The organism is Aquabacter spiritensis (genome assembly GCF_004346185.1).
In the GTDB taxonomy this organism is placed as follows: domain Bacteria; phylum Pseudomonadota; class Alphaproteobacteria; order Rhizobiales; family Xanthobacteraceae; genus Aquabacter; species Aquabacter spiritensis.
The window spans coordinates 257625-270034 of sequence record NZ_SMAI01000001.1; the positions used below are offsets into that span (position 1 = coordinate 257625).

At 69.0% G+C, this 12410-nt stretch carries 14 protein-coding genes; 6 read left to right on the forward strand and 8 right to left on the reverse strand.

From position 1 onward, the window contains the following. Positions 1–68 precede the first annotated feature (68 nt). Complete coding sequence (locus tag EDC64_RS01185; RefSeq protein WP_132028845.1) at positions 69–1013, reverse strand: ring-cleaving dioxygenase; 945 nt, start codon at positions 1011–1013, stop codon at positions 69–71. A gap of 184 nt (positions 1014–1197) precedes the next feature. On the opposite strand from EDC64_RS01185, the gene queE reads away from it, so the two are divergent. Together queE and queD are read left to right on the forward strand one after the other, a co-directional pair. Beyond that, complete coding sequence (queE, locus tag EDC64_RS01190) at positions 1198–1830, forward strand: 7-carboxy-7-deazaguanine synthase (protein ID WP_132028848.1); 633 nt, start codon at positions 1198–1200, stop codon at positions 1828–1830. Between the two features lie 11 nt (positions 1831–1841). Further along, entirely contained in the window at positions 1842–2198 is a 357-nt protein-coding gene (gene queD, locus EDC64_RS01195; RefSeq protein WP_132029963.1) for a 6-carboxytetrahydropterin synthase QueD, read from the forward strand. Between the two features lie 32 nt (positions 2199–2230). Here the strand turns inward: queD and EDC64_RS01200 are convergent, their stop codons facing one another. Further along, positions 2231–2773, reverse strand: coding sequence for an NADPH-dependent FMN reductase (locus EDC64_RS01200; protein WP_132028851.1), 543 nt, complete (start codon positions 2771–2773; stop codon positions 2231–2233). A gap of 154 nt (positions 2774–2927) precedes the next feature. Between EDC64_RS01200 and EDC64_RS01205 the strand changes: the two genes are divergently transcribed. Further along, the gene (locus EDC64_RS01205; RefSeq protein ID WP_132028854.1) at positions 2928–3563 is read left to right on the forward strand and encodes a MarC family protein; all 636 of its coding nucleotides are present in this window, start codon (positions 2928–2930) and stop codon (positions 3561–3563) included. A 115-nt stretch (positions 3564–3678) separates the two neighbouring features. Beyond that, positions 3679–4320, forward strand: coding sequence for a Dps family protein (locus EDC64_RS01210; protein WP_132028857.1), 642 nt, complete (start codon positions 3679–3681; stop codon positions 4318–4320). Between the two features lie 52 nt (positions 4321–4372). On the opposite strand, the gene EDC64_RS01215 is transcribed toward EDC64_RS01210, so the two are convergent. The 4 genes from EDC64_RS01215 to chpT form a co-directional block, all read right to left on the reverse strand. After that, the gene (locus tag EDC64_RS01215) at positions 4373–5050 is read right to left on the reverse strand and encodes a sulfite oxidase-like oxidoreductase (protein WP_132028860.1); all 678 of its coding nucleotides are present in this window, start codon (positions 5048–5050) and stop codon (positions 4373–4375) included. Continuing rightward, positions 5037–6065 (reverse strand): LLM class flavin-dependent oxidoreductase, encoded by a 1029-nt coding sequence (locus tag EDC64_RS01220; protein ID WP_132028863.1) that lies wholly within the window; start codon positions 6063–6065, stop codon positions 5037–5039. Before EDC64_RS01220 ends, EDC64_RS01215 begins: the two co-directional genes overlap by 14 nt. Positions 6066–6176: 111 nt before the next feature. Next, positions 6177–7637 (reverse strand): peptide MFS transporter, encoded by a 1461-nt coding sequence (locus EDC64_RS01225; RefSeq protein ID WP_132028866.1) that lies wholly within the window; start codon positions 7635–7637, stop codon positions 6177–6179. 141 nt (positions 7638–7778) lie between these two features. Then, positions 7779–8432 (reverse strand): histidine phosphotransferase ChpT, encoded by a 654-nt coding sequence (chpT, locus tag EDC64_RS01230; RefSeq protein WP_132028869.1) that lies wholly within the window; start codon positions 8430–8432, stop codon positions 7779–7781. Positions 8433–8647: 215 nt separating this feature from the next. On the opposite strand from chpT, the gene EDC64_RS01240 reads away from it, so the two are divergent. Beyond that, the gene (locus tag EDC64_RS01240; protein ID WP_420808933.1) at positions 8648–9382 is read left to right on the forward strand and encodes a DUF1134 domain-containing protein; all 735 of its coding nucleotides are present in this window, start codon (positions 8648–8650) and stop codon (positions 9380–9382) included. A 99-nt stretch (positions 9383–9481) separates the two neighbouring features. Continuing rightward, the gene (locus EDC64_RS01245) at positions 9482–10726 is read left to right on the forward strand and encodes a coiled-coil domain-containing protein (RefSeq protein WP_165933597.1); all 1245 of its coding nucleotides are present in this window, start codon (positions 9482–9484) and stop codon (positions 10724–10726) included. 13 nt (positions 10727–10739) lie between these two features. Here EDC64_RS01245 and EDC64_RS01250 read toward each other — a convergent pair whose 3' ends face one another. Next, positions 10740–11753, reverse strand: a complete 1014-nt coding sequence (locus tag EDC64_RS01250) for a zinc-binding alcohol dehydrogenase family protein (protein WP_132028875.1) — start codon at positions 11751–11753, stop codon at positions 10740–10742. A 148-nt stretch (positions 11754–11901) separates the two neighbouring features. Further along, positions 11902–12354 (reverse strand): pyridoxamine 5'-phosphate oxidase family protein, encoded by a 453-nt coding sequence (locus EDC64_RS01255; protein ID WP_132028878.1) that lies wholly within the window; start codon positions 12352–12354, stop codon positions 11902–11904. Between the last annotated feature and the right edge of the window lie 56 nt (positions 12355–12410).

The window sequence follows — 12410 nt, forward strand, 5'->3', positions numbered from 1 at the left end:
ATAACAAGAGGGCGGCGACCCGAGGATGTCTGTTATCCGCCGGAGCCGCCCTTACTCTGCAAGCCGCCTCACGCTTCCAGCGGCTTCAACCCCGCTTCGATCTGCGCCCGCCGCGGTTCCAGGAACGGCGGCAGGGCCAGCTTCTCGCCCAGGGTCTCCATGGGCTCGTCGGCGGCGAAGCCCGGCTCGTCGGTGGCGAGTTCGAACAGGATGCCGTTGGGCTCGCGGAAATACAGGCTGCGGAAATAGAAGCGGTCGACCTTGCCGGAGGACGGCACCCGATAGGCCTTCAGCCGCTCCGCCCAGGCGTCGTAGTCGGCGAAGGTCGGGACCCGGAACGCGACGTGGTGCACCGCGCCCGCGCCCTGGTCGGCGACCGGCAGACCGGGCTCGATCCGCACATGCAGTTCGGCCGCAGGGCCGCCCTCGCCCATTTCGTAGACCGCCGTCTCGACCCCGTCGGCCTGGAAGCTGCGGACCCGGCGCATGTTCATGAGCTGGGTGAGGACCGCATCGGTCGGCGCGAGATCCGGCACCGACAAAGTGATCGGGCCGAGGCCGCGGATCTGATGCGCCGCGGGCACCGGGCTGCGCGCCCAGGCGGTGCCCGGCCCCTGCCCGTCATCGACGAGGAGGCTCAGCCGCTGGCCCTCGCCATCCTCGAAATCGAGCGTCGCGCGGCCGTCGCGGTCGAGGATCGGCCCGGCGGAGACGCCGTGCGCGGCGAGCCGGTCCGCCCAATAATCCAGCGCCGCGCGGTCGCGCACCCGCAGCGCGGTGCGCACGATCGACCGCGTGCCGCGGCGCGCCGGGCCGACCGGCCAGTCGAAGAAGGTGAGGTCGGTGCCGGGATTGGCCTCGCCGTCCGCGTAGAACAGGTGATAGGCCGAGACGTCGTCCTGGTTCACGGTCTTCTTCACGAGGCGCATGCCGAGCGTCTGGGTGTAGAAGCGGTGATTGGCGGACGCGTCCGCCGTCACGGCGGTGAGATGGTGGATGCCGGTGAGTTGCATGGCGGGTCTCCGGCGGCGCTGCGCAGGATGCGCGCCGCTCTCGGGAAGGCGGCCCCGGTGCGGGGCGCTCGCGGCATGAGGTAATGACGCGACGCGCCCGCCGCCAGCGGCGGTTTCGCAAGCGCGGCTTGCAGGCGCGCAGGGATCTTTCCTCGCGCGCCGGGAAGCCGTAAGTCCTCCCCCCATGACTTATGCCGTCAAGGAAATGTTCAAGACGCTCCAGGGCGAAGGCGCCCAAGCCGGGCGTGCCGCGGTGTTCTGCCGGTTCGCCGGCTGCAATCTGTGGTCCGGCCGCGAGGCCGACCGGGCGCAGGCGGTGTGCCGCTTCTGCGACACCGATTTCGTCGGCCTGGACGGCGAAGGCGGCGGGCGCTTCGCCGACGCCGCCGAGCTTTCGGAGGCGCTCGCCCGGGTGTGGGGCGCAGACAGGGAGAGGCGCTTCGTCGTCTTCACCGGCGGCGAGCCGCTGCTGCAGATCGATGCGCCTTTGATCGCGGCCGCCCACGAGGCGGGCTTCGAAATCGCCATCGAGACCAACGGCACGCTGCCGGCGCCGGACGGGATCGACTGGATCTGCGTCTCGCCCAAGGAAGGGGCCGCGCTGGTGCAGCGGCGCGGCCACGAGCTGAAGTTGGTCTATCCGCAGCCCGGCCTGTTGCCGGACCAGCTTGCCGGGCTCGATTTCGCCCATTTCTTCCTGCAGCCGATGGATGGTCCGGCGCGGCGGGAGAACACCGCGGCCGCGGTCGCCTTCTGCCTCGACCATCCGAAGTGGCGCCTGTCGCTTCAGACCCATAAAATGATCGGCATTCCGTGAGGGGCTTTTCCGTGCGCATCACCCAGGCCTTCACCTTCGAGGCGGCGCATCGCCTGCCGCACGTGAAGCAGACCCACAAATGCTTCCGCATGCACGGCCATTCCTACCGGGTGGAACTCGTGCTCGACGGGCCGGTCGACCCCGTCACCGGCTTCGTGGCGGACTTCTTCGACGTCGAGGCGGCCTTCGCGCCGCTGCTGGACCGGCTCGACCACCATTGCCTGAACGACATCGAAGGGCTGGACAATCCCACCGCCGAGCATATCGCGATCTGGATCTGGACCCGCACCAAGCCGCTGCTCGCGCCGCTGGCGGTGGTGCGGGTGTTCGAGACCCCGCTGTCGTGGGCGGAATATGACGGGCGCTGACGCCCGCCGTTCCGGACCGGCCGGAAGCCGCCTCACCGGGCGGTGACGAAGGCCTTGAAGGCTTCGAGCTGCTTGGCGATGAAATCGCGGGTCGGCGCGTCGTTCAGCTCGCCGTCCTCGCCCATTTTCTTGTGGGCGGTCGGAACCATCACTTCCGGCACGTTCATGAGCCGCCCGTCGAGGAACACGAACACCTGGCGCAGATGATACTGCGCCCGCGCCCCGCCGAGCACGCCCATCGAGGCGGACTGGAGCAGGATCGGCTTGCCTTTGAACGGCTGGTCCTTCAGGCGCGACACCCAGTCGATGGCGTTCTTCAGCCCGCCGGGGATCGAGTAATTATATTCCGGCGTGACGATGACGAGGCCATCCGCCGCGCCGATCGTCGCGCCGAGCGCGGTCACCGCCTCCGGCATCCCTTCGGCCTGGATGTCGGCATCATAGATCGGCAGCGCGGCCACCGACGGCAGGATTTCGATCTCGACGTCCGCCGGCGCGAGGGCGCGCAGGGCGCGCGCCACGGCGGCGTTGTAGGAGCCCTTGCGCACGCTGCCGACCCAAACAACCCATTTCATCCGCTGTCCTCCGTCTGGAGCGCGACGCCGCTATGGCCGCGTCCCGCTCCGTGATGGCGCCGGGGTGTCTGCCCCGCTCTCTCTCCCCCGCAGGCGTGGCGCCGCAGCCGGAATCATTGCATCTTCGAGGCCGGCACGGAACGGGGGAACCGGCATGCTGCAGGATTTCAATCTCTTGACGACCCAGTTCGTGACGCTCTGGGCGGTGCTCGAGCCGATCAGCCATCTGTCCCTGTTTCTCGCCACCACCTCGGAAATGACCACGAAGCAGCGCCACAAAGTGGCGGTGCTGTGCTGCTTTTTCGCCTTCCTGATCCTGACCTTCTTCATCGTCGCCGGGCGGGCCCTGCTCGACGCCATGGGCATATCCGTCCTGTCGTTCCAGATCGCCGGCGGCCTGGTCCTGTTCATGTATGCGACCAGCATGATCTTTTCCGAGCCGCACAATCCGCCGGCCATCGAGGTCGGATCGGACAAGCACATCGCCTCGCTCGCGGTCTATCCCCTCGCCATCCCGATCATCGCCGGGCCGGGCGCCATTCTGTCCGTCGTGATCCTCGCGGACAACAACCGCCATGTCCTGGAGCACCAGGCGGTCACGATCGCGGTGGTGGCGATCCTGATGGCGATCCTCGTCGTGCTGTTCTGGCTCGGCGACTATGTCATCAAGGTGATCGGCTCGTCGGGCGCGAACCTGATCCGCCGCATCATGGGGCTGGTGCTCGCCGCTCTGTCCGTGGACATCGTCCTGTCGGCGCTGTCGCACTGGCTCAACCTGCCGCACATCTGACCCGGGCGCGGCGCGTGCGCGCACGGACATTTCGCCCTGGGGAAGCTGGAACCTAACCGTCATCCGATCGCTATACCCTGCGGACGCCGAAACCGGCCCCCGCCAGGAGAGTGACATGGCAACCAAATCCCCGCGTACGCCCGCCAGGGCGAAACCCGCCAAAGCCCCGATGCCGGAGGCTGCGGCCGATCAGGTGCCCGCCGCGACGGATCCGGCGCCCGCCGAGACGGCCGCCCCTCCTGCCCGCGCCGCCGCCCGCAGCCGCCGCACCGCCGCGCTCGCCACCCCGTCGGACTTCGACACCAACCAGGTGAAGGACATTGCCGGGGCCATGACCGCTCTGCTCGCGGACGTGTTCGCGCTTTATCTCAAGACCAAGAACTTCCACTGGCACGTGTCCGGCCCGCATTTCCGCGACTATCACCTGATGCTCGACGAACAGGCCGACCAGATCTTCGCCATGACCGACGACATTGCCGAGCGGGTGCGCAAGATCGGCGGCACGACGCTGCGCTCGATCGGACATGCCGCGCGGCTGCAGCGGCTGAAGGACAATGACGCGGACTTCGTGACGCCGCAGGACATGCTCGCCGAATTGCGCGAGGACAATCTCCAGCTCGTCGGCATCCTGAAGGAAGTGCACGGTCTCGCGGACGAGGCCGAGGACATCGCCACCGCCTCGCTGATCGAGAATTGGGTGGACGAGACCGAACGGCGCGTGTGGTTCCTGTTCGAGACCGCGCGGCAGGGCGGCTGAGGATCGGCGAGCCGGTCGGCGCGGAAAGCGTCGGCCGGCCCGCGCGCCGACGTCAGTCGTCGGAATAGCGCTCTTCCTTCCAGGGGTCGCCGCGCTCGTGATAGCCGCGCACCTCCCAGAAACCGAGCGCGTCCTCGGCGACGAATTCGATGCGCTTCAGCCACTTCGCGCTCTTCCAGAAATACAGGTGCGGCACCACCAGCCGCACCGGCCCACCATGCTCGCGGGTGAGCGGCGCGCCCTCCCAGCTATGGGCGAGGAGCGCGTCCGGAGCGGCGAAATCCGCCAAAGGCAGATTGGTGGTGTAGCCGTCGAAGGAATGCAGCACCACGAAGCGCGCGGCATCGGTGGGCTCGACCAGCGCCAGAAGGTCCCGCGTCGCGACCCCGTCCCATGTGTTGTCGTAGCGCGACCAGGTGGTGACGCAATGGATGTCGGTGACCGCGCGGGTCTGCGGCAGCGTGCCGAACGCGTCCCAGGTCCAATGGACCGGCCGTGCCACGAGGCCGTCCACGTCGAGCGACCAGCGGAACGGCGGCAGGTTCGGCTGGATGCCGAGATCGAGCACCGGCCAGTCCTTCACCAGATGCTGGCCGGGCGGCAGGCGCTCGGTCTCCGGGCGGGCCGCACGCCCGGTCAGGAATTTGTGCTGCTCCGCCCATTTCTGCTTGGTGAGGGTCAGCTTGGTGGCCGGCGGCACTGCGCCGGCGGGATCGTCAGCCTCGGTCATGGGCGTCTCCCATCGGGACCAGATCGGCGGCAAGGTCTGCCTGGACTTCAGCGAGGATGTCGTAGGAGCGGATCCGGGCGGCGGGATCGTGGATCGCCGCGGCCACCATCACTTCGTCCGCTTGGGTGCGGTCGAGGAAGTCGCGCAATTGCCGGCGCAGGCTGTCCCGGCCGCCGACGAACGAGCAGGCCAGCATGGACGAGGCGTGGGCCTTTTCCATCGGCGACCAATAGGTCTCGATGTCGTCGATCGGCCGCGGCAGCAGCCCGCGCGTGCCGCGCACCATATTGGTGAAGGCCTGCTGGGCCGAAGTGAACAGGCGCCGGGCCTCGGCATCGGTCTCCGCCGCGATCACGTTCACGGTCGGCATGACATGAGGCCGGTCGAGCTGCCGGGAGGGCTCGAAGCGCTCGCGATAGACCGCCAGCGCCTGCATCAGCGCGTCGGGGGCGAAATGCGCGGCGAAGGCGTAGGGCAAGCCGAGCATCGCGGCGAGCTGCGCGCCGAACAGGCTGGAACCGAGGATCCAGAGCGGCACATTGGTGTTGGTGCCCGGCACCGCCTGGACCTTCTGGCCGTCCTGGAGCGGGCCGAGAAGGGCCTGGAGTTCGAGCACGTCCTGCGGGAACGTGTCCGCCGTGTTCGGATCGCGCCGGAGGGCGCGCAAGGTGCGCTGGTCGGTGCCGGGCGCGCGGCCGAGGCCGAGATCGATACGGCCGGGAAACAGCGTGGCGAGGGTGCCGAACTGCTCGGCGATCACCATCGGAGAATGATTGGGCAGCATGACGCCGCCCGCGCCCACCCGAATGGTGCGCGTGCCGGCCGCGACATGGCCGATGACCACCGCGGTCGCGGCCGAGGCGATGCCGATCATATTGTGGTGCTCGGCGAGCCAGAAGCGGCGATAGCCGCGCCGTTCTCCGGCGCGGGCGAGATCGACCGACGTGCGCAGCGCGTCGGCGGGCGTGCCGCCCTCGGGAACGTGGGCGAGATCGAGGATCGAGAACGGGGGCATGCTCACTCCGCAAAACCGCCGGCAGACATGCGCCCCCGCCGGCGCTCTTCAAATGGGGCGCGCGCGGCGGATCGCAAGATCGCCCGCCCGACACCGTTCCGCCCGCGCCTGTCAGCCATGGGCCTGGAGGCGTCGCATCCAGGGCATCACGGCAAGGAACACCAAGGCGGCCCCGAGCCCCAGGCCCGCCACCTTGAAATAGACCGCCGCGCAGGCGGCGGCATAGCTCGCCATGTCCGCCGCGGCACCCTCCGGAACGGTCGCGAGCGTCCCGATCCAGCCCGCCGCATAGGCGCCGAACGAGGTCGACAGGAACCACGCGCCGAACATGAGCCCGGTCAGGGTGGGCGGCGACAAGGCGGTGATCATCGACAGGCCCACGGGGGACAGCGCCAGCTCGCCGCAGGTCAGGAGAAAAATCGCCGCGACGATCCAGAGCAGCGAGGCCGGCACGCCGGAGGCCGAGACCGAGGCGGCGGTGGCGATCAGCGCGAAGCAGCCGCCGGCGAAAAGCAGCCCGAGAAAGAACTTCACCTCGGTCGAAATCGGCCGGCCCGCCGCGGCGAAGCCGCTCCACATGCGCGCGAACAGCGGCGCGAGAATGAGGATCATGAAGGGATTGAAGGAGGTGAACATGGCGGACGGCATTTCGAAGCCGAAAATATGCCGGTCGATCGCCCGGTCCACCAGGAGCAGGACCGGCCCGTCCTTCTGCTTGAACAAGGCCCAGAAGAAGCTCGCGAACAGCACATAGATCAGGATCGCGACCAGATGCCGGCGGTATTCCGGCTGGGCGGTGAAGGCGCGATAGACCACATAGGCATAAGTGAGGCCGCCGCCGACCAGCATCATCAGCTTCGCGCCGTCCGGCTCGGCGAGCAGATAGGCGAGCAGCGGCACCGCGAGGAGTGCGGCGGCGACGCTCGGCACGATGAGCCGGGGCCGCGGACAGGCGAGGCTCGCCGCCGCATAGTGCCGGCTTCCCCAGACGAACACGACGAGCCCCACCGCCATGCCGATCGCCGCCAGGCCGAATCCGAGATGCCAGTCGATCTGCTGGCCGACATAGCCGACGATCAGGGTGGCGAGCAGCGCCCCGACATTGATCCCCATGTAGAAGATGGTGAAGCCGCCGTCGCGCCGCGGGTCGTCCTGGCCGTAGAGCTGGCCAACCACCGCCGAGACCGAGGATTTGAAGAAGCCCGTGCCGACCACGACGAAAGCCATGCCGAGAAACATCGAGAGGCTGCCGAACGGCAAGGCCAGCACGATATGGCCGGCCATGATGATCACGCCGCCGACGATCACCGCCCGCCGGAAGCCGAGCACGCGGTCGGCCAGGAGGCCGCCGGCGATGGGGGTGAGGAAGACGAAGGCGGCATAGGCGCCATAGGTCAGACTGGCGCGGGCGTCGCCGAAGCCGAGCACCTTCACCATGTAGAGCACGATCAGCGCCTGCATGCCGTAGAAGGAGAAGCGCTCCCACATTTCCGCGGCGAACAGGAAGACGAGGCCGCGCGGCTGGCGCAGCGCTGCGGCCTTCGGAACGGAAACAGCCTCGGCTACGCTCATTTGGCCCCCCGGCGAAGCGGGGCGCACCCCGTTGCGATCCCCCAAGGTCGCGTTACGTTCGGAGCGCTGTCAATGGCCGCAGGCACGCAAGATCAGCCGGCAACAGAAATGACCTCCAGCCGCCCCTCCGCCGAGCCCGGGTCAGGCGGCCAGGGCCGAGATCACCACCGTGTCGCCGTCCTGGGCGAATGCGACCTTGATCCCGCTCTCCCGCGCGAGAAGCCCGGCATAGAAAGGCTGCACCGCATGGGCGTCGAGCCCGCCCTCGGGCTGGGTGCCCGACACCAGCGCCGGAACGGCGGCCGGGATCCGGGCACTCGCACCGCTCATGCTCAGCACGAAGCCCATGCCGGCGCCGCCGGGAGCGGGTCCGACGGCGATGCGGCCGCCGCGCGGGATCGTCGTCCCGGCAAGAAGGCACAGATTGAGCAGCAGCTTGACCCGGTTCTTCGGCTGCAGCTCGCGCGGCAGCGTCCAGTCGATGGCGACCCGGGAATCTTCCATCATGCCGCGGACCACGGCCTCGGCGTCGCCGAGGTCGATCGTCGCGCCCGCCGAACCCGCCGCGCCGAAAGCGAGTCGGGTGAATTGCAGGCGGGCCGACGCCTGGCGGGCGCTCTTGGCGATCAGATCGAGCGCGACGTCGCGCATGTCCGCCGCGTCTTCGTCCTCCAGCACTTCGAGACCGTTGACGATGGCGCCCACCGGGCTGATCACGTCGTGGCACACGCGCGAGCACAACAAAGCCGCGAGGTCGAGGGCCGAGATGTCCGGCGTCACCGAAGCGTCAGTCATTGCGGGGTCCGCTTGACGGAAGACGGGCGCGAACGCCGTCGGCTTCCTGGTGGGGGCGGAGCGTCTGATATACCGAGGCGGTACGCATCACAAGCCGGCGCAGAAACCGGAGGCCGCCGCCAGGCTTTGCCGCGCGCCTTTTCTGCGTCACAGTCGTTCCGGAAAGTTCCACGCCGATTCTCGGCGCCCTGCCTTTTGCTCATTGCGAGACGCCCATGACCGCCACATCCGCCGCTCTGCGCTCCGCATGTGCCCGTTTTTCCTCGGTCGTCCTCGCCGGGGCCTTGGCAGGGGCCACGGCCCTCCCTGCCGTCGCACAGCAGCCGCCGGGCCAGCCGACCCAGGTTCAACCGGTCCAGGTTCAACCGGTCCAGGTTCAACCGGTCCAGGTCCAACCCGCCCAAATTCAACCGGCCCCCGTCCAGCAGGCTCAGGTTCAGCAGGCGCCGCAGGCCGGGGTCCAGCCTGCGCCTTATTCCACCAATGAACTCGTCAGCCGGGGCCATTCCTTCTTCGGCAGCGTGTCGCGCGGGCTCGCTTTGTCGATCGAGAAGGCGGTCGGGCAATGGGGCCAGCCGAACGGCTATATTCTCGGACAGGAGGGGTCGGGGGCCTTCGTCGGCGGCCTGCGCTATGGCGAGGGCGTGCTCTACACCCGCAATGCCGGCGATCTGAAGGTGTTCTGGCAGGGGCCGTCGGTCGGCTGGGATTTCGGCGGCGACGGCGCGCGCACCATGATCCTGGTCTATAATCTGCGCACCGTGGACGATATTTTCCGCCGGTTCGGCGGCATTTCGGGGTCCGCCTATCTCGTCGCCGGCTTCGGCATGACGGCTCTGGCGGGCGACAATATCGTCGTCGTGCCGATCCGTTCGGGCGTCGGCGTGCGGCTCGGCGCCAATCTCGGCTATCTCAAATTCACCCCCCAGGCGACGTGGAACCCGTTCTGACATTTGCCATAACCGCGACGGGCGTTCGCGGGTGCTGGTCCAGCGCCGCGCGGCGGCGTATGTAGGGGCGACCCGGATCGGTGAAAGCGCAGGTTCCGCGTGATCGAGCAGATCATGTTTTTCGTCCTCGGCGTCCTGGTGGCGACGCTCGTGGCTCTGACCGTGCTGCCCGCCGTCTGGAATCGTGCCGTGCGCCTGACGACGCGGCGCATCGAGGCCGCGGTGCCGGTCTCGATCTTCGAGATCCAGGCCGCGAAGGACCTGCAGCGCGCCAATCTCGCGCTCAACCAGCGCCGCCTGGAACTCCAGACCGAGGCGCTGCGCGAGACTCTGGCCGCCGAAGCGCGGCTGACCGAACAGCGCCGCTTGCGCATCGTCGACCTCGAGCGGGCTCTCGCGTCCAAGACCGCCGAGCACGATGCCTTGGCCGTCCGCTTCGCTGCCGAACAGGCGGCCTTGGCCGAGCGCACCGCGACCCTCGCGGAGACCGCCGCCACCCTCGAGACCCGCTCCATCGACCTTGCGGCGCGCGTGTCGGAGCTTGCCGAAACCCGCGCCACCCTGGAACGGACCAGCGCCGATCTGTCCGCGCAGACGGCCCGGGCCGATTCGCTCGACGTGCGGCTCGCCGACCGCGAAACCCGGATCGAGGCCGCGACCGCGGCGATCATCCGGCTGGAAAAGGAACGCGCGCGGCTCAGCACCGAACTGTCCGCCGCGCGGGAGCGGATCGGCGAACTGGACGCGCTGCGCGGCGCCGAGCAGGCGACCCATAAGGCGCTGGCCGCCACCGCGGCGGCAGAGCGCGCCGCGCTCGAAGACAGGCTCGCCGCTGAAAGGGACGCCCTGGCGGCCGCCGAAGCGCACGGCGCCGCACAGGCGGCGCGGATCGCCGTGCTGGAACAGGAGGCCGCGGCACGCGACGCCGACCTCGCGACCCGCACCGCCGATCTCGCCGCCGCCCGCACGGTGGCCGAGGCGACGGACGCGCGGCGGGCCGAGGAATTCGCCGCCGCCGAAGCCGCCCAGCAGACGCTCCGGGACGAACTCGCCATGCTGCGGGCCGATCATGCTTTGATGTCGGACGCGCTGGCAAAGGCCCGCGCGGCGCGCGACGCGGACGGCGCGGCGGATCTCGCGGTGCTGCGGGAGACGTTGAGCGACGTCGCCGCGCGGCTCATCGGCACGCTTTCAACCCCCGCTCCCGGCGAGGCGGCCGGCGACGCGTCGGCGAGCCTCGCCGAGCGGATCCGGACGGTGCGCGCGGAGGCAGAGCCGAACGCCGGCAGCGCGCCGGCCGCAAAATCGACCGGACCGAAAGGCCGGCGCGCCGCCAAGGGCTGACGCGCCGGGGCCGTCACCAGCCTTCCAGAACCACCTTGCCGATGCTGGTCCCGCTTTCGAGCGCGGCATGGGCCCGCTTGAGGTTCTCGGCGCAGATCGGCCCGAAATGCGCGCCGAGCGTGGTGCGCAGAAGCCCCTCGTCCACCAGCCCCGCCACTTCGTTCAGGAGCCGATGCTGCGCCGCCATGTCCGGCGTGCCGAACAGCGGCCGGGCGAACATGAATTCCCAGCAGAAGGTCGCCGCCTTCTGCTTCAGCAGGCCGATATCGATCGGGCCGGGATCGTCGATCACGCACACCGCCCCCTGCGGCTTCAGCGCCGCCGCGATCTCGCTCCAATGCAGGTCGGTCTTGGTCAGCGCGAACGCCGCCTCGACCTCCGGAATGCCGAGCGCCTTCAGCTCGCCCGACAGGGGCTTGGAATGATCGATCACATGATGCGCGCCGAGCTCGCGGACCCATTGCGCGGTCTCGGGACGCGAGGCGGTGCCGATCACGGTGAAGGCGGTCAGCCGCCGGGCGAGCTGGACGGCGATCGAGCCGACCCCGCCGGCTGCGCCGACGATCAGAAGCGCGCCGCCGTTCCCGGCCTTGCCCACCGGCAAACGCAGCCGGTCGAACAGGCCTTCCCAGGCGGTGATGGCGGTCAAAGGCAGCGCCGCCGCCTGCGCGAAAGACAGCGAGGCCGGCTTTCTTCCAACGATCCGCTCGTCCACCGCGTGCAATTCGGCATTGGTGCCGGGGCGCGGCAGGCTGCCGGCATAATAGACCGCGTCGCCGGGCTTGAACAAAGTCGCCTCGGGCCCGACCGCCTCGACGACGCCCGCCGCATCCCAGCCGAGAATGACCGGCTCGGCCTCGGTGCCCTGGCGGCGCATGCGCACCTTGGTGTCGACGGGATTGACGGAGATCGCCTCGACCCGAACCAGCAGGTCGCGCGGGCCGATCTTCGGCTCCGGCGCCTCGAAATCGAACAGCGACCGCGCGTCCGCGATCGGCAGCGATTGAACATATCCTATGGCTTTCATGAGCGGGACTCCGGCGCGATGACTGTGCCATCCATGTCGGATATTCGCGCCGTTGCACAAGACGGCACTTTTCGGTGCCGTGGTATCGCGCCTGTAACCCGTCCCGCCTCTCCCTCTCCGCCGCGGCGCGCTGAAAAGGCGGCGGAGGTTACAGGGTCACGAGATCGGCATGGCCGAAGCCCTTGCTGTAGTCGAGCACGGAGATCACGACCGGCGCGACGCGGAAGATGCGGACCTCGTCGCGGGTCGGCATCTTGACCGGCAAGGTCGTGCCCGGCGGGTATTTTCCCGGCAGCAGCGCGAGCACGCGGTCGGCCTCCTCGGGATCCGTCACCCTGTGCGCATGGGCCGCCATGGAGAGGCCGGAAATGGTCCAGAGTTCGGCCGTGTCGTGGTCGATGGTCAGCGAGACGCGGTCGTCGCGGGCGATGTTCGCCGCCTTCTGGCTGTCGAGGGCGCACAGGAAATAGAGCGCCATCCCGTCATTGACATAGCCGACGGTGGTCGCCTGGGGCCAGCCGTCCGGCCGCAGGGTCGCGACCGTCATGATCCGGTGCGCGTCCAGCAATTCCAGAATCTTGCGCCTGATCGCATCGTCCATCGCGCCCTCCGTCCGCCGCTGTCAGGATGGCGGAATGCGGCGGGCCGGCCTTGATG